This window comes from Acetobacter sp. JWB (genome assembly GCF_003323795.1).
GTDB lineage: Bacteria > Pseudomonadota > Alphaproteobacteria > Acetobacterales > Acetobacteraceae > Acetobacter > Acetobacter oryzifermentans.
On sequence record NZ_CP030871.1, the window covers coordinates 1,187,276 to 1,207,972 of the forward strand.

The following is a 20,697-nucleotide window of genomic DNA, read 5'->3' on the forward strand; positions in this document are numbered from 1 at the left end:
GCGCCTCAAATCAGGCTTTAGTCCGAAAGGCTGAAATCCACCACAACGGGCACATGGTCGGAAGGGCCTTCCCAATCTCGTGCTTCACGCACAACCGTCATGCCATGCAGGTTGGGTAGGAGGTCAGGCGTCATCCATACGTGGTCCAAACGGCGGCCACGGTTAGATTTTTTCCAGTCCCGGTTACGGTAAGACCACCACGTATAAAGTTTTTCTTCCGGCGGGACAAAGTGGCGCATGGCATCCACAAAGCCGGTTTGTAGCCAGCGGTTAAGGCGTTCTGTTTCCGGCGGGGTGTGGCTGACAATTTTAAGAAGCTGCTTGTGGCTCCATACATCATGCTCAAGCGGCGCGATATTGAAGTCTCCCACCAATACCGTGCGGTTAAGGGGGCGAGACTGAAACCACTCTGTCACTTCTTCTACAAAAGCCAGTTTGTGGGCGAATTTTGGGTTGGTTTCTGGGTCTGGCTCATCCCCACCTGCGGGAATGTAAAAGTCGTGCAATTCCATTTCGCCTTCTGGCGTGCATACGGTTGCGGCTACGTGGCGGCAATCTTCCTTACCGTACCATATTGGGGTTTGCGTGACAGGCCTTAACGGGTGGCGAGAAAGAATGGCAACGCCGTTATAGCCTTTCATGCCCCGGTAATGCAGGTGCTCAAACCCCAGAGCTTTCACGCCGTCTTCGGGAAACAGAGGGTCTGGCACCTTGGTTTCCTGTAGGCACACAACATCTGGGGCGAGGTGCTGCACCAGCTTTTCAAGCAGAGGCAGGCGCAGGCGGAGGGAATTGATGTTCCATGTTACTAATCGCATGTGCGGTGGCATGACGGATTGCAGTTTGCAGGGCAAGCAAAATCAGGCGCATAACTGGGGCAGATGGAACCCGGCTGTTCCCTTGTAATTTCATGTAACAGGGCCATTTTCTAGATTATGACAACCCAATCTTCTTCCGTTTCTCCGGATGCAGTTGCGCTGCATCGCGCCTTGTTCACTCTGGATAGCCATATTGATATTCCGTGGCCCGATCGGAATGATGCGTTTGAGAATACGGCAGATAGACGGGTGGATCTGCCTAAAATGCAAAAGGGCGGCATGTCTGCCGGATGCTTTGTGGCGTACATTGCCCAAGCCGCCATAGACCGGGAAGGGCACGCACAGGCGCAAGCGCAGTGCTTGGCTATGCTGGATGCCATAGGCCGCATGCAGGGCACCCATAATGGTATAAGCGCACGTGTATGCTCCGCTGTGGCAGATATGCGCGCCGCGTTTGATGAAGGTGTGCTGGTTGTTGTTCCGGCTGTGGAAAATGGCTACGGCATGGGGGATGACCCCGCATTGCTCAAGCAGTTTCGGGCCAAGGGGGCGCGTTATGTTACGCTCACCCATAACGGACATAACGCGTTGGCAGATGCGGCCATTCATCGCCCTAGCCTTGGGGATGCACCACAGCGCCACAACGGCCTTTCTGCCCTTGGGCGTGAAGCAATTGCAGAAATGAACCGCCTTGGCATTGTGGTGGATGTTTCTCATTCCTCCAAGCAAACCATGCTTCAGGCGGTGCAGGTTTCAACCACGCCTATTGTGGCAAGTCATTCCTGTGTGCGCACGCTGTGCGATCATCCGCGCAATCTGGATGGTGAGCAGTTGGATGCGCTCAAGGAAAGTGGTGGCGTTATCCAGATTACGGCCATGCCCGCGTTTTTGAAGCCCAAGCCGGAGGAAGGTAAACGGCAAGGCTTTGTGGCTGATCTGGTGGATCATATTGATTACGTTGTGCGCAGGCTTGGGCCAGAGTACGTCGGTATTTCCTCAGATTTCGATGGCGGTGGCGCGTTGGAAGACTGGCAGAACGCCACGCAGGGCGTGAACATAACTGCCGAGTTGATGCGCCGAGGTTATGACAAAAGTGAAATTGCGGCTTTCTGGGGTGAAAACTTCCTGCGCGTGTTGGAAAAGGCAGAACAGGCGGCAGAACAAAGCAGGATTGTATGAGAACAAAAAACTGCAAAAATTGTCCACTTCCTGTCTTGACATCGCGTATTTTCAACAAAAAGTTCAAAAATCATAGGGTGTCAAAAAACCGCAACACATTAAATCTTTTGAAATCAGTGAGTTGGCGGGAATGACCAAAAACTGTGCAATCTGTTGAAAGGGCTGACTTTCTGCGGTTTATGATGAGTCAGCCCCAGCTGTTCCACAGAGTTATCCACAAAAACGGTGGATGAAATTTCCCTTTCGACCAAGAGCGTATGATGACAGCTGATTCTTCCCCTTCAGATACCCTGCCTGTGGCGCAGGAACAGGCAGCCCCTGCTGTAAAGGGGGTAGAGGCCATTCGGCATGCACTTAAAACCATGCCGCTTTCACCCGGCGTGTATCGTATGCTCGGCGCTAAGGGGGAAGTGTTGTACGTTGGCAAGGCGTTGGCGCTTAAAAAGCGGGTAACGTCTTACACCCACATTAACCGCTTGCCCGAACGGCTACGGCGCATGGTTTCCGAAACGGTAGCAATGGAAATTGTTACCACCCATACGGAAGCCGAAGCACTGTTGCTGGAGGCCAACTACATCAAGCGCATGAAGCCGCGCTTCAACATTCTGCTGCGGGATGACAAAAGCTATCCGTGGCTGATGCTGACAGATGCGCATGCGTTTCCGCAAATTGCCAAACACCGTGGCAAGGCCATTAAAGGGGCCAGCCTATGGGGGCCGTTTGCTTCGGCTTGGGCGGTTAATCAGACCCTTAATCTGATCCAGCGCGTTTTTCTGCTACGCTCCTGCACTGATGCGGTTTTTAACGCACGCACCCGGCCGTGCCTGCTTTATCAAATCAAACGTTGCTCTGGCCCGTGTGTGGATCGAATAGATCAGGAAGCTTACGGCAAATTGGTGGAGCAGGCGCGAGAGTTCCTTTCTGGCAAGGATACGGCGCTGCGTGAAACCTTGGGGCAGGAAATGAATGCGGCAGCAGAAGCGCTGGATTTTGAGCGTGCTGCTGTATTGCGCGATCGTATTCGTGCGTTGGCGCAAATGCAGGAATCCAGCGTCATCAACCCCGCATCTCTTCAGGATGCAGATGTGCTGGCCCTGTGGCAGGAGGCCGGACACGCCTGTATTCAGGTCTTTTTCATTCGCGGTGGGCGTAATAATGGCAGCCGCTCATTCTTTCCCGCCCATACGCAGGATGCCTCACCCGCAGATGTGCTTTCTGCCTTTATCGCGCAGTTTTACGATGACAAACCCTGTCCAGCACAGATTTTGGTCAATTATGAACTCCCGGAATCTTTGCTGCTGACAGAGGCACTCTCTCTTCGGCGGGGGCGCAAGGTGGAAATTCTTGCGCCGCAAAGGGGCGAGAAAAAGCAGGTGCTTGACCATGCCGTGAGCAACGCGCGGGATGCACTAAGCCGCAAGCTGGCGGAAACCGCAGGGCAGGCCAAGTTGCTACAAGGCGTGGCAGATGTTCTGGGGCTGGATGCGCCGCCAGAACGCATAGAAGTGTACGATAACAGCCATATTCAGGGCTCGCACGCCTATGGTGTTATGATTGTGGGCGGGCCGGAGGGCTTTAACCGCAAGGCGTATCGCAAGTTCAAAATTAAAGGCCCTGTCACGCCGGGGGATGATTTTGGCATGATGCGCGAAGTGCTGGAACGCCGCTTTGGCCGCGCTTTGAAAGAGGCAGAAGAGGGCGATACCTCTAACTGGCCAGATGTTCTGCTGATTGATGGTGGGGCAGGGCAATATTCTGCCGTGCGCAGCGTGCTGGATGATCTGGGCGTAACGGGTGTAAAACTTGTAGGTATTGCCAAAGGGCCGGACCGCGATGCCGGGAAGGAGTGGTTCTATACGGAGGATAAGGAACCCTTCCAGCTCGATCTGAGAGACCCCGTACTGTACTATTTGCAACGGTTGCGCGATGAGGCCCACCGTTTTGCCATTACCACCCATAGGTCTGGTAGATCCAAAACACTGGTGAAGTCCGAACTGGATGATGTGCCCGGTATTGGGCCTGCACGTAAAAAGCTGTTGTTAAACACATTTGGTTCAGCGCGCGCCATCAAGCAGGCTGGTTTGGCAGAACTGGAAGCCGCTCATGGTATCAGCCGGGAAACAGCGCGTGCCATTTACGGCCATTTTCACCCGGATTGGACACCGGGATAAATATGGGCATATGAGCATTGCAGAAGAATTCTGGGTATCTGACACCTTTGCGATGGCATAAGCCATTCCAGCAGTGCAGGAAATAGGTTACTATATCCCGCAATGCTGACAGATCTGCCGAATGTCCTGACAATCTCGCGTATTGTAGCCATACCCATTGTGGTCACTCTGGCTGCATGGGGGAGCCCGCGCACAGATGCCTTGGCGTGTCTGCTGTTTATTCTAGCGGGAATAACCGATTATTTTGATGGTAAGCTGGCACGTTCACGCCATCAGATGTCAGATTTCGGGCGTATGTTTGATTCCATTGCAGATAAGCTTCTGGTTGGGGCTTGTTTAATGGTTCTGGCTGGTTTTGCGCGCCTGCCTTATCAGGGTTTATGGCCTGCCATTATTATTCTGTGCCGTGAAATTCTGGTGTCCGGCATGCGGGAATATCTGGCGGAACGCCGCGCACGCTTGCCTGTAACCCGTTTGGCAAAGTGGAAAACCGGCTTCCAGATGACAGCTATTGGTTTTTTGCTGGCGGGGGATGGCACAGGCGCTTTATTGGGTATGCCGTGGCTGCCAGTTGCGCTTATTGGTGCTGTATTACTTTGGATTTCTGCGGTGCTTACATTGATAACCGGCTGGGATTATTTAACAACCGGCCTACGTCATGTTGAAATGTAAAAAACTTTGTTACTATTTTAGTAATACGTTGCATCTATTCCAGAAAAATAACTTCATTTTGCTGCATCGCCTTGTGTCTGGTGGATAAACCGTTATTTAGCATGAGGTGCGGTTCTAAAAGGCCGCAATCGCAGGCAGGGAATGATTCGCCTGCTGTTGAAAGATGATGATTGCGGAGTCAGGGCATGCGGAAAGCCGCTCTTCTAGGTTTATGTATGATCGTGAGCGGATGTGCAGGCTTTGACAAGTTTGTCTCGGATACAGCAACGCTTCCGGGTGAAAACCCCAATGCAGCCACCGGGGATGATTTAAACATGCGGCGGATCAGGGGGCAGTCTGCTGTAGATGTCCCTATCCTGCCAGAAGGCGGTAATATGTGGCCCGGCCCACCAACGCCGCTGCCTACGCTGGAAGATGTTGAAAAAGACCGTGCTGGCACCGTGTTGGGCGGAGACTCTGCCGCAGGCCCGCAGCTTCCTGATGGCGAGGAAATGAGTATTGGCGAAAAAGAAGATATTCGCCACGGTGTTATTGGGGGAGGCACGGCAGGTAAACTGCCAGATGCAGAACCAGATGTTTCCAGCAAATACGGGGCGCATCGTGGTAATGGGGCCCCCATTGAAATCCCAAATGATGATGGTACCATTACCTTGATCCAGCCAGATGGATCCGTTAGCACCATCAAAGATAACCGTTCTACCGTACATCATTAACCGCTACGCGGTTGAAGCGTGGCAGATGAAACGGCTGAAAACTCAAACCGCAGTAGGCAGGCCATGACAGGCTCAGTAAATATTCTTTATTTTGCCGCCCTGCGTGAGCAACTGGGGCGTGAAGGCCAGCAGGTTACTCTGCCATCCAATAGTGTGCCTGTAGCGGCTTTGGTGCAGGAACTGCGCCTGCACGATGCTAAGCTGGATGAGGTGTTTGCAGCGACGCCTCGCATCCGTGTGGCCATCAACCAAAAGCTGGGTGGGTTTGATACCTGCGTGCAGCCGGGTGATGAGCTGGCGTTTTTCCCCCCCATGACGGGCGGCTGATACTTATGTCTGTCCGTGTTCTGGTGCAGCAGGCAGCTTTTGACATAGGGGCTGAAACCTTGCGCCTTTCCAACCTTTCCGAACACATTGGCGGTATGGGCCTGTTTGTAGGGCAGGTGCGTGGTGGAGATGGCTTGCTGAGCCTGACACTGGAACATTATCCCGGCATGACGGAAACCATTCTCAACCAACTTGCGCAGGAGGCCATGCAGCGCTTTAGCCTGCTTGGGTGCACCCTTATACACAGGGTTGGCCGGTTAGAAGTGGGCGAACCCATTGTGCTGGTTGGGGCGGCTGCGGCCCATCGGGGTGCTGCGCTTTCGGCCACATCGTTCTTGATTGATCGGCTTAAAACCGGCGCGCCGTTTTGGAAAAAAGAAGAATTTGCCAATGGCCATACCGCATGGGTGGATGCGCGGGAAGAAGATGAACATGCTGCGGCGGCATGGACGCGCACAGCACCTTCATCTTCCTGACCTTACGGTTTTTCAGGATAATACTTTATAAATAGCATTGGTAAGTTTGCGTAAATCCTGTTTTTCAATGGTAAAAGCAGGTGTTAGGTAAACAATATTGCGGAAAGGGCGTATCCACACGCCTTCAGCAATAAAACGTTGGCGCAACGCATCCGGGTTACTGATTTTTTCTAGTTCTACAACACCAATAGCCCCAAGTGTGCGCACATCCTTTACGTCGGGCAGCGTGCGGCAGGGTTCTAGCGCCTCAGTGAGAAACGCGTTGATAGCTTGGACTTGCTGAAGGCGTGGCGCGGTTTCAAAAAGATCAAGCGAGGCATTGGCACAGGCGCAAGCCAGTGGGTTGGCCATAAAGGTGGGGCCGTGCATTAACGCATGTTCGGGGTTATCAGAAAGGAAAGCCTCAAACACATGTTGGCGTGCTACTGTGGCGGCAAGGGCCATGGTGCCCCCGGTAAGCGCTTTTGAAAGCGTGATAATATCGGGCACAATACCAGCCTGTTCACAGGCAAACATGGTGCCTGTTCGGCCAAAGCCGGTGAAGATTTCATCTAAAATCAGCAGAACATCATGGTCATCCGCAGCTTTGCGTAAGGTGCGCAATGTTTGCGGAGAATGAAACAACATGCCGCCAGCACCTTGCACCAAAGGCTCGGTGATAATGGCGGCCAGTTCGTGCGCGTGTTTTGCCAACAGATTCATAAAAACGGCCGTGCTGGCCGCATCTACTGGCAGTGGGGAGATGACGTGCTCCATCAGGGCAGAGCCATAGAGATGGTGCATGCCCTCTTCCGGATCGCAAACAGACATGGTGGCCAGTGTGTCTCCATGATAGCCGCCACGGAACGCCAGCATTTTGGTGCGTTTGATTTGCCCTTTGTTCAAACGGTACTGAATAGCCATTTTCATGGCGACTTCTACAGAAACCGAACCTGAATCCGTAAAGAACACCCGCTCTAGGTCTCCCGGTAGCATGGCGCATAATCTGCTCGCCAAGCGTAAGGCAGGTTCATGCACCATGCCGCCAAACATTACATGAGGCATGGTTTCCATTTGCCGGCAGACGGCTTGGCGAATATGCGGGTGATTATAGCCGTGGCAGGCTGTCCACCATGCCGCCACGCCATCCACCAGTTCCCGACCATCTGTCAGGGTAATGCGCGTGTTATGCGTGCTTGCGGCGGCAAGAGGCGCAGGGGCTGTTTTCATCTGGCTATAAGGCAGCCAGATATGGGGCAGGCCCTGCGTGTACCATTCCGGCATGGAAGATAAAGATGAGCCGGAAGCTTCTGTCATGGAATGTTTCCCCATAGATGATTGACCCGCCCTTCAGGCTGCGGCACCACATGTTACATGACGCGGTTTGATAATCTTTTCCAGAAGGGGCTGGCGGATCTGTCTGCTCAGGGGCGTTTGCGCACCTGTCAGCAATGGCAATATGCGGGTGGTGCGCTGCTCAAACGTTCAGATGGCGTTGTGGTCATAGATTTTTCGTCCAACGATTATCTGGGCCTGCGCATGCACCCTTTGTTGCGTGAGCGCGCATCCGCTTGGGCACAGGTAGAAGGCAGCGGCAGTGGTGCTTCCCGGTTGGTAACGGGCACATCCTCCCAGGCTTGTGCGCTGGAAAAGCGCGTGGCGCGGCTAAAGCATATGCAGGCGGCACGTTTGTTTTCTTCTGGCTGGCAGGCCAATGCCTCTCTGGTGCCAGCTTTGGCGCGGCTTTCTGCGCAGGTATGTGGTGCTCCCGCCGTTATTCTGGCGGATAAGCTTATTCATGCCAGCCTGTATCATGGTTGTGCAGCAGCAGGTGTCCGCCCGATTCGGTTCCGCCATAATGATGTGGCGCACCTTGAAAGCCAACTTCAGAAAATCGAAGGGGCAGGCCTACGCATTGTGCTGACAGAAAGCGTGTTCAGCATGGATGGTGATGTGGCGGATATTGCCGCGTTGCATGAGGTGGCCCAAAGATACGATGCGCTACTGTGCGTAGATGAAGCCCACGCAACCGGCATACTGGGGCCAGAAGGTGCCGGGCTGGCAAACGGGCTGGCAGATGTGGTGGTTGGCACATTCAGCAAGGCCTTAGGCAGTATGGGCGCGTTTATTGCAGCATCTGAAGGCTTATGCAGATGGTTGGATAACGCAGCTTCCGGTTTTATTTATTCCACTGCGCCGTCTCCTTTGGTCTTGGGGGCTGTTGATGCAGCGCTTGATCTGCTGCCGCAAATGGATACCCAACGCGCACATGTGGGTGCACTTGCCGCCAGCTTTCGCCAGAAAATGCACGATGCGGGGCAGGATACTGGGCCATCAAGCACCCAGATTGTGCCCATTCTGGTAGGGCAGGAGGCACAAGCACGCACTCTGGCCCAGAAAATGGCAGAGGCGGGTTTTCTTGCTGTGGCTATTCGCCCGCCTACTGTGCCACCGGGGGGCTGCCGTTTGCGGGTGGTTTTTCATGCCAACCATACATGGGCGCAAATGGAGGCTTTGGCTGATACGTTTATCCGCGCCAGCAAAGGCATGGCATAATGGCGCGGCTTTTACCCGTGTTTGTGCATGGTTGGGGGTTTGGGCCGGAATTCTGGCAACCTGTGCTTATGCAACTGAATTGGCCAGATGCCGTAACGCTGGATCTGGGTTTTTTGAAACCACAAACCACTGGCGCAGAAAAAACGGTTACGTTGGATGATCTGCGCCAAAGTCAGCACCACATATTGGGAATTGGCCATTCCCTTGGGTTCATGTGGCTGATGTTGCAACGCAGGCAGGGCGTTTGGCCAGCCGAAAGCAGGTTTGCAGGTATCAACACGTTTGCCTGTTTTGCCAGCCGAGAAGATTTTCCTGAAGGTGTGGCACCGCGTATTGTGCAACGCATGATACGTGGCTTGGGGCGCGAACCTGCTGCTGTGGTGAATGACTTTCGCCAGCGTTGTGGGGCATCTTCCGTTTTGGCGGCACGCTGCCAGCCAGAAGCACTGGCATATGGGTTGGATATTCTGCGCACGGAAGATGCACGGGCAGATTTACCATTAGGCCCATTAAATGTATTGGCGGGGCGGCAGGATGAAATTGCTTCCCCCAGTATGACCGAGGCTTCTTTTCGGGCTTTGGCCCATATAAAATGGGTAGAAAATGGTGGCCATTTGCTTCCTCAAACGCACCCGGTTGAGTGTGCTCGGTTTTTGGAAATGCTGCGCAACAGGATGGAACAACAACCATGAAAACACCCACCCGCGCCGCGCGTATTTGTAAAAGTTTTGATGCTGCGGAAAAGTATGATCAAGCTGCCACGGTTCAGCGTGTGGCGGCGCGTGAACTGTTCCAGCGCATACAAACCAGTATGGCGGGCAAAAGTCCCCTGCGTATTTTGGAAATTGGCTGTGGCACAGGATTGCTGACAGAGCATCTGCATGCTTGCTGGCCAGAAGCAGAAATTCTGGCAACAGATTTTGCCCCGAATATGATGGCGCGGGCTAAAATGCGGCTAGGAGAAGCTGTTTCCTACCATCAGATGGACGCAGCCGCACCGGATGTTTCTGGCCCGTTTGATGTGATTTGTGGCAACCTGATTATGCAATGGCTGCCTGAACCAGAAAAGGTTTTGCGCAACCTTGCAGGGCTTTTGGCTCCGGATGGTGTGTTTGCGGTTTCAACATTATTGGACGGTACATTTGCTGAATGGCAGCAGGCTTGCCAGCAGGAAGGGCGGCAGGCGGCAACCCCGGTTTATCCAGAATTGGCCGATGCACAAAGTTGGCGACCGGCTGCGTTTTCTGGCGGTTGGGCTGAACAGGATATTGTGCAGGCTTTTGCAGATGGGATGGATTTTGTAAGGCATCTGAAAGCAACAGGTGCATCTACCCCACGTGAAGGGGCCGTACCATTATCTGCAGTTCAGTTGCGCCGTGTTGCCTTGCGGTTTCAGCAGGCAGGGTGCGCCGTTACGTGGCGGGTTGGGTATGCCTGTTTTCGCAAACTGCCACGTAAGGGTGTGTTTGTAACGGGCACGGATACCGGCATAGGCAAAACCCTTGTGTCTGCTTGTTTGGTGCGGCGCTGGCAGGGTGCTTATTGGAAGCCCCTGCAAAGCGGTTTGGCGGATGAAGAAGGGGATACCCCTACGGTTAAGCATCTGGCGGGGGATGCGCCTTGTTTCAAACCCGCAGGGGCTTTTCTTGCATCACTTTCCCCGGATGCTGCCGCACGTGCGGAAGGCATGCAGATTGATCCGGCCCAACTGATGCTGCCCCAAGGTGAAGCAGACAAACCATTGGTTGTAGAAGGCGCAGGCGGCCTGATGGTGCCTGCAACGCCAGAGCTGATGATGATTGATCTGGCACAGCGTTGGGGCTTGCCCGTCGTGCTAGTAGCGCGTAGCGGGCTAGGCACTCTCAATCATACTTTGTTGAGTTTGGAAGCCTTACGCACACGGCAGATTGCCGTGGCAGGTGTGGTGTTAAGCGGCCCGCTTAATGCAGAAAACCGTGAGACCATAGAGCAAAAAGGCAAGGTACGTATTTTGGCAGAAGTACCATTTTGTGCGGAAATTACGCCTGCTGTGGTTTCCGAACTGGCAAAGCTTTTTCCGCAATGGGATGATATCTCCCCGGAATAGAAAAACAGATGCCTACGGGGGAAGTTTTTTACCACGCAGGCACTTTGCTTAATACTGCCTGATCAGTCCAGCCAAGCAGCCCTGAATACGCAGTTTTTCAGCCGGAACAATACGGGTTTCGTAACTGGAATTGGCAGGTTCCAGCGCAATCATGTTGCCCTTGCGGCGCAGACGTTTGAGCGTCACTTCGTGCTCATCAATCAACGCCACCACAATCTGCCCGTTTTCGGCTTGATCCGTGCGACGGATAATCACGTTGTCACCATCCAGAATGCCAGCATCCACCATGGAATCTCCAGCTACTTCCAACGCGTAATAATCTCCCGTACCCAGCATTTCTGTTGGAACAGTGAGAACGTGGGAGGTATCTGGCACGGCTTCTATGGGCAGGCCTGCTGCAATGCGCCCATAAAGCGGAATTCTTACGGTTTCAGCCTTAGGCCGGGTAAAGCTGGCACGCACCACATTGGGTGGCAATTCTTGCATTTCTGGCAGTTGAATAACTTCCAAAGCCCGTGCCCGATGGTGGTGACGGCGCAAAAAACCGCGTTCTTCCAGCCCGGAAATCAGCCGATGAATACCAGATTTGGAGCGCAGGCCCATGGCTTCACGCATTTCATCAAAGGAAGGCGAAAAACCTGTCTGTTTGAGGTGCGAATCAATAAAAAGCAGAAGTTTGTGCTGTTTGCGCGTTAGCATATCGCACCTCAAAAGCGGCTGTCGTAATGAAAAGAAAATCTTAGTCTTGTTCTATATAAGTTCTCTTTTTATGTCAAGGGAGAGATCAGGGTAGGCGGATAATCTGGCAGGGCATGCCTGCTTTTTGTGCTGGCGCAAAGGGAGCACGAATGACCAGAGCCTGGCTTTGCTTGAGAATATTCAGCTGGGCTGAATCCTGCCGGGAAAAAGGTGTGGCCACAGGTACAGCGCCTTGTGGGGAGGGCGCAAGTGTTGCGCGTAAAAAATCCTGTCTGGTATCGTTTTCTTTTACATCACAGCCCAGAATGGCGGGTTCTGTTTGCAGTTCGGTGCCAACGGGTAGGCCCATAAGGACGTGCAGGGCAGGGGTTACAAACACGATGGAACACACCATGGCAGCCACTGGGTTACCGGGCAGGCCAATAACGGGTGTGTTGCCGAGCTGGCCAAACATCAACGGTTTGCCCGGGCGCATGGCAATTTTCCAGAAATCCTGCTGCAACCCAATTTCAGCCAGCGCAGGGCGGACAAGATCGTAATCTCCCACGCTTGCACCACCAATGCTTACCAGCATGTCCAGCGTGGCCGCTTGGCGAAACTGGGTTGTCAGGCTTTCCATATTGTCTCGTGCAATGGGGAGCATAATTGTTTCTGCGCCCTGTTGTTGCAGAAGCGCTGCCACCATGAAGGAGGCGGAATTAAAAATGCCATCCGCAGGGGCTGGGTCTCCGGGCAGGATAATTTCATCACCCGTGGCCAAAATACCCACGCGCGGGCGGCGTGAAACCGTAAGCCAGACATGTCCACCCGCAGCCGCCAGCCCGATATCACGCGGGCCGAGTCTGCGCCCTGCTGGCAATAACGTGTCATTTTTCTGAAAATCCTGCCCCTGCTGGCGAATATACTGCCCTTGGCGCGCCGGAGCCGCCAGCTTGGCGTGGTCACCTTCACGCTGCACGTTTTCTTGAATGATAACGGTATCTGCGCCAGCGGGAATTTGCGCGCCGGTAAATAAGCGCACACATTCTCCTTTCTGCACGGTAACGGCGGATGGGTGGCCAGCGGGCACTTCGTCCACAATGTGTAAAACTGCGCCTTCCAGCGCATCTTCCGCTTTGGCTGCGTATCCATCCATTGCGGAAACAGAAACCGGTGGGTTGGCAGTGCGGGCATGCACCGGCTGGGCCAGCACCCGGCCACAGGCGTGTGAAAGCGGCACAATTTCCTGCCCGCATGTTTTTAGGTTTTCAAGAATTCGGGCGCGCGCAACAGCCACATCCAGCATAAAAATTCCTCCTTTTTGGGCCTGTTGCACCGCTTTGATGCAAGAATACTTGACCTTTTGCACTTGTATGCGCATTTTGCCGGCACTTGAACACCGTCGGTGCCGTTTATGCGGCTCCGTACATCATGCTCTGCTGAGGAAGTCATGGCCAAGACCAACGTTATCAAGATCCGTCTCGTCTCCACGGCGGACACCGGTTACTTCTACGTGACCAAGAAAAATGCTCGTGCACACACCGGCAAAATGGAACTCAAGAAGTACGATCCGGTTGCGCGCAAGCACGTCGTGTTCCGCGAAGCTAAAATCAAATAATCTGCATTCTTCGGAATGTGGATACGAAAAACGGCGCTCTCGGGCGCCGTTTTTTTATGCCTGATTGTGCCAGAAAAATGCGGTATCCAGCACAGATCTTAGGGGAAGGCGCTTAAAACAGCGGGTCTCGCCTATCGTAAGGCACAACAATATCGTTACGATCTGCCATGTTCAGCATGGCGCGGGCGCGTTCATCCAGAATATCTGTATCCAGAGATTGCTCACGCAAGCCATTTACGCGGCGGTGCCATGCAGCTTGCTCAGCAATAGCATCCTGTTTGGATTGCTTGGCCTGTTCCAGCAGACCTAATTGCTGCTTATAGGCCTGAATACCATGATCGCCCTGCGTTGCGTTCCAGCCAAAATAGCCCGCAATGCCAAGAAAAACCAAAGGGGGCACAACCGCCCGCACTGTGCGACGAATGAAACGACCGATCTGCACTCTGGCGCTGCCTTTTTTCTGGTTCTGTGCAGCTTAGCCTGCACCTCTGGGTCTTCCTTTCTGTCTAAACCATGAAGTGTGGCAGCGCCAAGGCATGAGGGCATGAAAAAAGCCACCTCCGGGTGGGGAGGCAGCTTTTTTGCAGTCTGTTGCGCCAAAAGCGCTGTAGCTTATGCGTTTTTCAAAATGGTACGGCCTGCATAGCGTGCAGCAGTTGCCAATTCCTGCTCAATACGAATGAGCTGGTTGTATTTGGCTGTCCGATCAGAACGGGAAAGAGAGCCGGTTTTGATCTGTCCGCAATTTGTAGCCACAGCCAGATCCGCAATGGTGGAATCTTCCGTTTCACCAGAACGATGGCTCATAACCGCAGTGTAACCAGCGCGCTGGGCCATTTGCACGGCTTCAAGCGTTTCCGTAAGCGTACCAATCTGGTTAACCTTCACCAATAGGGAGTTGGCAACACCAGCCTGAATGCCACGGCGCAGGCGTTCTGGGTTGGTTACAAACAGATCATCCCCAACCAGTTGGACTTTTTTGCCCAGTTCCTGCGTGAGCAGGGCCCAGCCTTCCCAGTCATCTTCTGCCATGCCGTCTTCGATGGAAACAATCGGGTAACGGCTCACAAGGTCAGACAGGTAGGACACCATGCCAGCGGAATCGAATTCCTTGCCTTCGCCTTTCAGGTTGTATTTGCCGTTTTTAAAAAATTCGGTGCTTGCGCAGTCCAGCGCAAAGGTTACGTCCTCACCGGGGCGGTAGCCTGCGGCTTCTACGGCGCGGGTAATAAAGCCCAGTGCTTCATCGGCAGATTTAAGGGCTGGGGCAAAGCCGCCTTCATCCCCAACATTGGTGTTGTAACCAGCAGCGCTCAGGGCTTTTTTGAGCTGGGCAAAAATTTCCGAACCCCAGCGGATGGCATCGGCCACAGTAGGCGCACCCACCGGCTGCACCATGAATTCCTGAATATCAATGGGGTTATCTGCATGCTCCCCACCGTTGACAATGTTCATCATCGGCACGGGCAGAACATGGGCAAACACGCCACCAATGTAGCGGTACAGCGGAACATGCAGTTCGGCTGCCGTGGCTTTGGCAATGGCAAGAGATACACCCAGAATGGCGTTCGCACCCATACGGCTTTTGTTGGGTGTGCCATCCAGATCAATCATGGCGTTGTCGATATCAATCTGATCTGCCGATTCGGCACCCTGTAGCGTGGGCAGGATTTCGTTTTCAATGTTCTCAACAGCCTTGAGAACACCCTTGCCACCAAACCGCTTGGGGTCACCATCACGCAGTTCTACGGCTTCATGCGCACCGGTTGAGGCACCAGAAGGAACAGCCGCACGCCCTCTGGCGCCGGATGCCAGCTCCACATCTACTTCAACCGTTGGGTTGCCGCGGCTGTCCAGAATTTCACGTGCGATAATGTCAACAATGGCACTCATTGGTGTTTCCGTTCCTTTATTGTCTGGCCTCTGGCGGGCAGAAGCCGGTGTTCTTTTTTTTGGTTCCGGGCGGAACACGGTGGGCAGGGTAAATCTGCCTACGGTTGCTAGTGGCCGCTTGTTGGGCTTTTCTGTCAACCACATTGGGTATGAAATTATCAGGTAAAGGCCTGCTGCACGTTCATGAAAAAACTTCCATTTCTGGCTGTCGTGCTCATGGTGGCAGGGCTTTTGCCCTTTGTTGCTTGCACATGCGGCATTGTATTTTTCGATTCCGGCGTGCCAGTGCCCAATCTGTTAATGGCGTTGGTCATTTACGGGGCGGTGTGTCTGTCCTTTATTGGAGCCGTGCATTGGGGTCTGGCGCTGGAGCTTGATCGCGCCATTTTAACCAGCGGGGCAGACAGAGTAGATAATTTGCGTTTGGTCTTGGGGGTTGTGCCTGCCTTTGCCGGATGGATTGCTGCTTATCTGGCGTATGCATGGGTGCCGCTTGCCGGGGTGATAATTTTGGCTGTGCTTTTCCCGCTGGTGGCATTGGCAGAGCGTGGGGCATGGCAACGTGGATGGTTGCCGCCCGGTTACATGGGCATGCGCTGGATTGCCACGGCGGTAACGGAATGTTGCCTGTTGATGGTGCTGCTTGTGCGCGCATTCTAAACATTAAAGCGGCATAACCCCTTGCAGAAGCAGGGTTTGAGGCGTGTTATAACGCCAAGTTGTAGCAGCACATCGCCAGTAACGGAGGCAAGGTAGAGAGTATGAACGGCAAACCGCGCATTCTGGTAAAAGGGGCCGGTGTGGCGGGTATGACAGCCGCCGTAGCTTTGGCCGAACGGGGTGGAGATGTTACCCTGTATGACAGCGGAGGCCGCGTGGGGGCCGGGGCCTCATGGATGGCAGGCGGTATGCTTGCCCCATGGTGCGAGGCCGAATCTGCGCCAGAGGAAGTAACAGCTCAATCTATCGATTCGGTAGATTGGTGGGCGGAGCACGTGCCCGATGTTACGCGTGAGGGCAGCCTTGTGTTGGCGCCTGCGCGAGATGTGGGTGAAATTGCCCGCTTTGGCCGCCGCACATCACATTTTCAGACTGTAGGCACGGTAGAAATTACCCAGCTTGAGCCAGATCTGGCAGGCCGTTTTCATAAAGGACTGTTTTTTCCCGATGAAGGGCATGTAGATCCGCGTAAAGCCTTAAAGGCCCTTCTGGCGCGGCTGGAGCAATTGAGTGGCCGTGCCGAGTTTGGCGAAATAAGCCCGAATGAAGCTGCGTTTGACTGGGTGGTGGATTGCACCGGCTTGGCTGCGCGTAACAAGCTGGAGGGTCTGAGAGGTGTGCGGGGTGAAATGCTGCTGTTGCGTTGCCCGGACGTAACGCTGCATCGCCCAGTGCGCATGTTGCACCCCCGTATACCTGTTTACATTGTGCCAAGGGCTGACCATGTGTTCATGGTAGGTGCCACCATGATTGAAAGCGAAAATGCAGGCAGCATGACAGTACGTTCCATGATGGAACTGCTGAACGCGGCATGGACCCTCCACCCCGGATTTGCCGAGGCAGAAATTCTGGAAATGGGTACAGGTTTACGGCCATCTTACCCAGATAACATGCCGCGCGTGGTGCAGGATGGAAAACGCATTTATATCAACGGTATGTATCGGCATGGTTTTCTGCTTTCCCCCGCTCGGGCGCGGGAGGCGGCGGATTTGATATTTGGCGCACAAGCCTAAGGAGCAACGCCCGATGAAAGTTGTGGTTAACGATACAGCGCACGAAGTATCCGCCAAAACACTGGCGGCCCTGATAGATGAGCTTGGCTATAGCGGCGCACGCATTGCCACGGCGCTGAATGGTCGGTTTGTGCCCAAGGCTACGCGAGAGGGAACACAGCTACAAGAGGGTGCGCAAATTGAAATTGTCGCTCCTATGCAAGGGGGCTAAGGCATGGCTGTTTCATTTTACGAGCAGGATGTTGTCTCGCCACTTATGCTGGGTACAGCGCAGTATCCATCTCCTGAAATTTTGCGCGATGCCGTGCTGGCGGCACAGCCGGGCGTTGTGACTGTTTCCCTCCGCCGCGAATCTGCGGGGGAGCGTGCTGGACAGGCATTCTGGTCTCTTATTCAGGAACTCAAGGTGCCTGTGCTGCCAAACACGGCGGGCTGCCATACGGTTAAAGAAGCCGTCACCACTGCGCATATGGCGCGGGAGGTGTTCGGCACGGATTGGATCAAGCTGGAAGTGATTGGCGAGCTGGATACGCTCCAGCCAGATGTGTTCGGGCTTGTAGAGGCCGCCCGTATTCTTACGGAAGACGGCTTCAAGGTATTTCCCTACACCACGGAAGATTTGGTAGTGGCGGAAAAGCTGCTGGCCGTAGGGTGTGAGGTGCTGATGCCGTGGGGCGCTCCTATTGGTTCTGGCAAGGGGTTGAACAACGTGTTTGGCCTGCGGGCCATGCGGGCGCATTTTCCCGGCGTACCGTTGGTGGTGGATGCTGGCATTGGCGTACCCTCACACGCTGCGCAGGCGCTGGAGCTTGGTTATGATGCCGTGTTGATAAATACTGCCGTGGCCAAGGCGGGAGATCCCGTTTATATGGCCCGTGCGTTTCGTCTGGCAGTAGAGGCAGGGGAACTGGCCCGTATTGCAGACCCGATGGAAGAGCGCGATATGGCTGTTCCTTCTACTCCCGTTGCAGGAAAGGCCATGCTGGCATGACAGCTCTGCCCCAAAAGATTTATCCCGTTGTTGATAGTGCCATATGGGTGGACAGGCTGGGGGGTGCAGGCGCACGCTTTATTCAGCTTCGCCTGAAAGACATGGATGAAGATGCGCTAAGGGCAGAAATTCGCCAAGGCCATGCGTACGCCAAGCAGCATGGTGTTTGCCTTGTGCTGAACGATTATTGGCAGATCGCGCTGGATGAAGGCATAGATTACATTCATCTGGGGCAGGAAGATCTGGATACGGCAGATCTGGCTGCCATTCGTAAAGGCGGTATTCGCCTTGGCATCAGTACCCATTGCCACGAAGAGCTAGACCGCGCTCTGGGTTGTACCCCGGATTACGTGGCCCTTGGTCCTATTTGGGAAACCAAGCTGAAAAAAATGGCATTCGGCCCCCAAGGCCCGTTGAAGCTGACAGAATGGCGAAAGCTGATTGGCAACCTGCCACTGGTTGCCATAGGTGGCATTACGCTGGAACGTGCTTGGGCGTGTATTGAAGCCGGGGCCGATAGCGTTTCTGCCGTATCGGCCTTTATTCGCCAGCCAGACCCAGAAGGGCAGGTTAAGGCGTGGCTGGCTGCCGTAGAGGGCTAAAGAAGCCCCCGTTTAGCCGCCGCTAAAAATGCGTGCGGCATCGGTTTTATTAAACAGCGCCAGCAAAATACGGGCTGCTACTCGCAAGTTCTTTTCTGGTGTGCTGGTGGGTGGTCCATCTGGTAGAATCTCCGTGGCTTCATCATGTGCGGTGTCTAACAGCATATCCACCAGCATTTCCGGTGCCATACGGTAATCGGGCAGACCGGATTGGCGGCGGCCTGTTGCCTCCCCTCCGCCGCGCAGGCGGAAATCCTCATCTGCAATAAGAAAGCCGTCTTCCGTTTCCTTCAGGCAGGAAAGCCGACGGCGCGCCGTAAGGCCCAAGCCTTCATCATGCAGCATAAGGCAGAAGGAGGCATCCGCCCCACGTCCCACGCGGCCACGGAGCTGGTGTAACTGTGCCAAGCCAAAGCGTTCTGCATGTTCGATCACCATAATGGTGGCGGAAGGCACATCCACACCGACTTCAATGACGGTAGTGGCCACGAGCATGCGGGTTTCACCATTGGAAAAGGCTTGCAGCACTTCTTCGCGCACGTTGGCATCTTGCTGCCCATGTGCCAGTCCAATTTTATCTCCAAATCGTTCAACCAAAGCTGCATGGCGGGCCTCGGCAGCGGCCAGATCCATGGCTTCACTTTCAGAAACCAGCGGGCATACCCAAAAAATCTGTGCACCTTTATCTAGAGCGCGACCAATGCCTGCCAGCACATCTTCAAAATTACCAAGGCTGTGCAGGGATGTGTGCACAGGCTTGCGGCCTGCGGGTTTGCCTTCCAACCGGCTGATCTGCATTTCCCCAAACCGGGTAAGCAACAGCGTGCGGGGAATAGGGGTTGCTGTCATTACCAGCATATCGGTCTCATGGCCTTTTTCTACCAAGGCCAGACGTTGATCGACCCCAAAGCGGTGCTGCTCATCAATAACGGCCAGACCTAGATCAGCAAATTTTACACCGTCCTGCACAAGCGCGTGGGTGCCGACCACCAGCTTGGCAGTGCCATCTGCTATATCCTGCAAGGTTTGTTTGCGCGCCTTGCCTTTGACAGAGCTGGATAAAAACGCCACCGGCACGGGGGAGAGGCGCCGGAACGTAGCCGCATGCTGGCGGGCCAAAATTTCCGTAGGGGCCATAAGGGCGGCTTGAGTGCCAGCTTCTACTGCACGCAGCATCGCCATAAGAGCCACAAGCGTTTTGCCCGCACCCACATCACCCTGCAAAAGGCGGCTCATACAGTGCGGAGTAGCCATATCGGTTTCAATCTCGCGCAGAACGTGTTTTTGGCCGTAAGTAAGCTCATGCCCAAAGCTGGCGAGTGCCTGCTTTTGTAAGGTGCCATCACCATTCAGGCTCCGGCCGGGCCGGGCGCGGGATGCTTGCTGGGCAATGCGCATGGCTAATTGGTCTGCCAGCAGTTCATCACACGCTAAGCGAGCCTGCGCACGCGTGCGGCTGCCGTGCCATGCATCACCTTGTGCGCTATCGGGAATGGTGTCTGGAAAGTGCACCCAGCTTAGAGCTGTGGCAAAATCGGGCCAGTTTTTTTGCTTGATAAGCGCTTTATCGTGCCATTCAGGTAGGGTAGGCGGCAAAAGGCGCAGAGCGGCGGCCATAGCCATGCGCACCTGCCCGGTAAACAATCCAGCCGTAAGGGGCCAAACGGGGTCTAGCAGCGGAATGCGCTCTATCTGGTTTGCTGGCACCAGATAATCGGGGGACGTGATGGTGAGTTTATCACCAAAACGTTCAACCTTGCCAGAAAGGGCAATACTTTCTCCCTTTACAACCTGCTTGGCCTGCCAGGGGGAAAAGAAGGCAACTTCCAGTACACTGGTGGCATCATCAATCATCACGCGCCACGGTTGGCGGGTGCGTGGGGCGGGGCTGCGAATATCCTGCACCACGCCTGTAACGGTTGCGATTGTATCGGGCCTGAGTTGCGCCAATGTGGGGCGCAGCCTGCGGTCTGTAATGCTTTCGGGCAGGCAGAACAGCAGGTCTATCACCCTGCGCCCGCCCGCAATGCGGCCCAGCAGCTTGGCACGTGCGGTGCTAATGCCGGGCAGGCTTTCAAGCGGGGCCAGTAATGGGGCTAGGGCAGAATTACCATCTTGCCCTGTAGCCGAAGAGGATGTGAAGGAAAGGGGACTGGACACAAGCGATACACAAGCCTCTGTTTGGCAGGCTGACAGACAGGTTTA

Annotated in this window: 22 protein-coding genes; 15 read left to right on the top strand and 7 right to left on the bottom strand. The window is 54.4% G+C overall.

Annotated features, from left to right (window positions below; all coding sequences use genetic code 11):
• Positions 1 to 17: 17 nt before the first annotated feature.
• A complete protein-coding gene (locus DS739_RS05655) occupies positions 18 to 830 on the bottom strand; it encodes an exodeoxyribonuclease III (protein WP_035351484.1) in 813 nt (270 codons plus the stop codon).
• Positions 831 to 935: 105 nt separating this feature from the next.
• Between DS739_RS05655 and DS739_RS05660 the strand changes: the two genes are divergently transcribed.
• From DS739_RS05660 to DS739_RS05685, 6 genes are all read left to right on the top strand, one after another.
• Complete coding sequence (locus tag DS739_RS05660) at positions 936 to 1,997, top strand: dipeptidase (protein ID WP_006115163.1); 1,062 nt, start codon at positions 936 to 938, stop codon at positions 1,995 to 1,997.
• 257 nt (positions 1,998 to 2,254) lie between these two features.
• A complete protein-coding gene (uvrC, locus tag DS739_RS05665; protein ID WP_006115164.1) occupies positions 2,255 to 4,168 on the top strand; it encodes an excinuclease ABC subunit UvrC in 1,914 nt (637 codons plus the stop codon).
• A gap of 102 nt (positions 4,169 to 4,270) precedes the next feature.
• Positions 4,271 to 4,840 carry a CDP-diacylglycerol--glycerol-3-phosphate 3-phosphatidyltransferase gene (gene pgsA, locus DS739_RS05670; RefSeq protein WP_003623001.1) on the top strand — a complete coding sequence of 190 codons (570 nt, stop codon included), beginning with the start codon at positions 4,271 to 4,273 and terminating at the stop codon, positions 4,838 to 4,840.
• A gap of 185 nt (positions 4,841 to 5,025) precedes the next feature.
• Positions 5,026 to 5,553 (top strand): hypothetical protein, encoded by a 528-nt coding sequence (locus DS739_RS05675; RefSeq protein WP_035351481.1) that lies wholly within the window; start codon positions 5,026 to 5,028, stop codon positions 5,551 to 5,553.
• A 63-nt stretch (positions 5,554 to 5,616) separates the two neighbouring features.
• Positions 5,617 to 5,880, top strand: a complete 264-nt coding sequence (gene moaD, locus DS739_RS05680; RefSeq protein ID WP_035351479.1) for a molybdopterin converting factor subunit 1 — start codon at positions 5,617 to 5,619, stop codon at positions 5,878 to 5,880.
• Between the two features lie 5 nt (positions 5,881 to 5,885).
• Positions 5,886 to 6,356 carry a molybdenum cofactor biosynthesis protein MoaE gene (locus tag DS739_RS05685; RefSeq protein WP_006115167.1) on the top strand — a complete coding sequence of 157 codons (471 nt, stop codon included), beginning with the start codon at positions 5,886 to 5,888 and terminating at the stop codon, positions 6,354 to 6,356.
• A 12-nt stretch (positions 6,357 to 6,368) separates the two neighbouring features.
• Here the strand turns inward: DS739_RS05685 and DS739_RS05690 are convergent, their stop codons facing one another.
• On the bottom strand, positions 6,369 to 7,667 hold the full coding sequence (locus DS739_RS05690) for an adenosylmethionine--8-amino-7-oxononanoate transaminase (protein WP_006115168.1): 1,299 nt from the start codon (positions 7,665 to 7,667) through the stop codon (positions 6,369 to 6,371).
• Positions 7,668 to 7,709: 42 nt separating this feature from the next.
• Between DS739_RS05690 and DS739_RS05695 the strand changes: the two genes are divergently transcribed.
• Genes DS739_RS05695 through bioD form a run of 3 tightly spaced genes read left to right on the top strand, consistent with a single transcriptional unit; the run spans position 7,710 to position 10,977 of the window.
• Complete coding sequence (locus DS739_RS05695; protein WP_035351477.1) at positions 7,710 to 8,891, top strand: 8-amino-7-oxononanoate synthase; 1,182 nt, start codon at positions 7,710 to 7,712, stop codon at positions 8,889 to 8,891.
• Positions 8,891 to 9,583 (top strand): alpha/beta fold hydrolase, encoded by a 693-nt coding sequence (locus DS739_RS05700; protein WP_035351474.1) that lies wholly within the window; start codon positions 8,891 to 8,893, stop codon positions 9,581 to 9,583. Before DS739_RS05695 ends, DS739_RS05700 begins: the two co-directional genes overlap by 1 nt.
• Complete coding sequence (bioD, locus tag DS739_RS05705) at positions 9,580 to 10,977, top strand: dethiobiotin synthase (RefSeq protein WP_035351471.1); 1,398 nt, start codon at positions 9,580 to 9,582, stop codon at positions 10,975 to 10,977. Before DS739_RS05700 ends, bioD begins: the two co-directional genes overlap by 4 nt.
• 48 nt (positions 10,978 to 11,025) lie before the next feature.
• On the opposite strand, the gene lexA is transcribed toward bioD, so the two are convergent.
• Both lexA and glp read right to left on the bottom strand, forming a co-directional pair.
• The gene (gene lexA, locus DS739_RS05710) at positions 11,026 to 11,676 is read right to left on the bottom strand and encodes a transcriptional repressor LexA (protein ID WP_035351469.1); all 651 of its coding nucleotides are present in this window, start codon (positions 11,674 to 11,676) and stop codon (positions 11,026 to 11,028) included.
• Between the two features lie 85 nt (positions 11,677 to 11,761).
• Positions 11,762 to 13,036, bottom strand: coding sequence for a gephyrin-like molybdotransferase Glp (gene glp / locus DS739_RS05715; protein ID WP_006115172.1), 1,275 nt, complete (start codon positions 13,034 to 13,036; stop codon positions 11,762 to 11,764).
• A 69-nt stretch (positions 13,037 to 13,105) separates the two neighbouring features.
• Here glp and rpmG point away from each other — a divergent pair, with 69 nt between their 5' ends.
• Positions 13,106 to 13,273, top strand: coding sequence for a 50S ribosomal protein L33 (gene rpmG, locus DS739_RS05720; RefSeq protein WP_003623017.1), 168 nt, complete (start codon positions 13,106 to 13,108; stop codon positions 13,271 to 13,273).
• Between the two features lie 112 nt (positions 13,274 to 13,385).
• On the opposite strand, the gene DS739_RS05725 is transcribed toward rpmG, so the two are convergent.
• The gene (locus tag DS739_RS05725) at positions 13,386 to 13,715 is read right to left on the bottom strand and encodes a septum formation initiator family protein (protein WP_006115173.1); all 330 of its coding nucleotides are present in this window, start codon (positions 13,713 to 13,715) and stop codon (positions 13,386 to 13,388) included.
• A gap of 170 nt (positions 13,716 to 13,885) precedes the next feature.
• On the bottom strand, positions 13,886 to 15,166 hold the full coding sequence (eno, locus tag DS739_RS05730) for a phosphopyruvate hydratase (RefSeq protein WP_035351467.1): 1,281 nt from the start codon (positions 15,164 to 15,166) through the stop codon (positions 13,886 to 13,888).
• Between the two features lie 183 nt (positions 15,167 to 15,349).
• Here eno and DS739_RS05735 point away from each other — a divergent pair, with 183 nt between their 5' ends.
• The 5 genes from DS739_RS05735 to DS739_RS05755 all read left to right on the top strand — a co-directional run bounded on the left by DS739_RS05735 (position 15,350) and on the right by DS739_RS05755 (position 18,492).
• Positions 15,350 to 15,826 (top strand): DUF3429 domain-containing protein, encoded by a 477-nt coding sequence (locus tag DS739_RS05735; protein WP_006115175.1) that lies wholly within the window; start codon positions 15,350 to 15,352, stop codon positions 15,824 to 15,826.
• A 101-nt stretch (positions 15,827 to 15,927) separates the two neighbouring features.
• The gene (gene thiO, locus DS739_RS05740; protein WP_006115176.1) at positions 15,928 to 16,899 is read left to right on the top strand and encodes a glycine oxidase ThiO; all 972 of its coding nucleotides are present in this window, start codon (positions 15,928 to 15,930) and stop codon (positions 16,897 to 16,899) included.
• A gap of 13 nt (positions 16,900 to 16,912) precedes the next feature.
• Complete coding sequence (gene thiS, locus DS739_RS05745) at positions 16,913 to 17,110, top strand: sulfur carrier protein ThiS (protein WP_035351465.1); 198 nt, start codon at positions 16,913 to 16,915, stop codon at positions 17,108 to 17,110.
• 3 nt (positions 17,111 to 17,113) lie between these two features.
• Positions 17,114 to 17,890, top strand: a complete 777-nt coding sequence (locus DS739_RS05750) for a thiazole synthase (RefSeq protein ID WP_006115178.1) — start codon at positions 17,114 to 17,116, stop codon at positions 17,888 to 17,890.
• The gene (locus DS739_RS05755) at positions 17,887 to 18,492 is read left to right on the top strand and encodes a thiamine phosphate synthase (protein WP_006115179.1); all 606 of its coding nucleotides are present in this window, start codon (positions 17,887 to 17,889) and stop codon (positions 18,490 to 18,492) included. Before DS739_RS05750 ends, DS739_RS05755 begins: the two co-directional genes overlap by 4 nt.
• A 12-nt stretch (positions 18,493 to 18,504) precedes the next feature.
• On the opposite strand, the gene recG is transcribed toward DS739_RS05755, so the two are convergent.
• Positions 18,505 to 20,652: an ATP-dependent DNA helicase RecG gene (gene recG / locus DS739_RS05760; protein ID WP_035351462.1), complete on the bottom strand. Its 2,148-nt coding sequence runs from the start codon at positions 20,650 to 20,652 to the stop codon at positions 18,505 to 18,507.
• Positions 20,653 to 20,697 lie beyond the last annotated feature (45 nt).

What these genes read in the sequence shown, in the direction of transcription:
- DS739_RS05655 (WP_035351484.1), bottom strand. Translation starts at nt 830, where the DNA reads ATGCCACCGCACATGCGATTAGTAACATGGAACATCAATTCCCTCCGC.
- DS739_RS05660 (WP_006115163.1), top strand. Translation starts at nt 936, where the DNA reads ATGACAACCCAATCTTCTTCCGTTTCTCCGGATGCAGTTGCGCTGCAT.
- uvrC (WP_006115164.1), top strand. Translation starts at nt 2,255, where the DNA reads ATGATGACAGCTGATTCTTCCCCTTCAGATACCCTGCCTGTGGCGCAG.
- pgsA (WP_003623001.1), top strand. Translation starts at nt 4,271, where the DNA reads ATGCTGACAGATCTGCCGAATGTCCTGACAATCTCGCGTATTGTAGCC.
- DS739_RS05675 (WP_035351481.1), top strand. Translation starts at nt 5,026, where the DNA reads ATGCGGAAAGCCGCTCTTCTAGGTTTATGTATGATCGTGAGCGGATGT.
- moaD (WP_035351479.1), top strand. Translation starts at nt 5,617, where the DNA reads ATGACAGGCTCAGTAAATATTCTTTATTTTGCCGCCCTGCGTGAGCAA.
- DS739_RS05685 (WP_006115167.1), top strand. Translation starts at nt 5,886, where the DNA reads ATGTCTGTCCGTGTTCTGGTGCAGCAGGCAGCTTTTGACATAGGGGCT.
- DS739_RS05690 (WP_006115168.1), bottom strand. Translation starts at nt 7,667, where the DNA reads ATGGGGAAACATTCCATGACAGAAGCTTCCGGCTCATCTTTATCTTCC.
- DS739_RS05695 (WP_035351477.1), top strand. Translation starts at nt 7,710, where the DNA reads ATGACGCGGTTTGATAATCTTTTCCAGAAGGGGCTGGCGGATCTGTCT.
- DS739_RS05700 (WP_035351474.1), top strand. Translation starts at nt 8,891, where the DNA reads ATGGCGCGGCTTTTACCCGTGTTTGTGCATGGTTGGGGGTTTGGGCCG.
- bioD (WP_035351471.1), top strand. Translation starts at nt 9,580, where the DNA reads ATGAAAACACCCACCCGCGCCGCGCGTATTTGTAAAAGTTTTGATGCT.
- lexA (WP_035351469.1), bottom strand. Translation starts at nt 11,676, where the DNA reads ATGCTAACGCGCAAACAGCACAAACTTCTGCTTTTTATTGATTCGCAC.
- glp (WP_006115172.1), bottom strand. Translation starts at nt 13,036, where the DNA reads ATGCGCATACAAGTGCAAAAGGTCAAGTATTCTTGCATCAAAGCGGTG.
- rpmG (WP_003623017.1), top strand. Translation starts at nt 13,106, where the DNA reads ATGGCCAAGACCAACGTTATCAAGATCCGTCTCGTCTCCACGGCGGAC.
- eno (WP_035351467.1), bottom strand. Translation starts at nt 15,166, where the DNA reads ATGAGTGCCATTGTTGACATTATCGCACGTGAAATTCTGGACAGCCGC.
- DS739_RS05735 (WP_006115175.1), top strand. Translation starts at nt 15,350, where the DNA reads ATGAAAAAACTTCCATTTCTGGCTGTCGTGCTCATGGTGGCAGGGCTT.
- thiO (WP_006115176.1), top strand. Translation starts at nt 15,928, where the DNA reads ATGAACGGCAAACCGCGCATTCTGGTAAAAGGGGCCGGTGTGGCGGGT.
- thiS (WP_035351465.1), top strand. Translation starts at nt 16,913, where the DNA reads ATGAAAGTTGTGGTTAACGATACAGCGCACGAAGTATCCGCCAAAACA.
- DS739_RS05750 (WP_006115178.1), top strand. Translation starts at nt 17,114, where the DNA reads ATGGCTGTTTCATTTTACGAGCAGGATGTTGTCTCGCCACTTATGCTG.
- DS739_RS05755 (WP_006115179.1), top strand. Translation starts at nt 17,887, where the DNA reads ATGACAGCTCTGCCCCAAAAGATTTATCCCGTTGTTGATAGTGCCATA.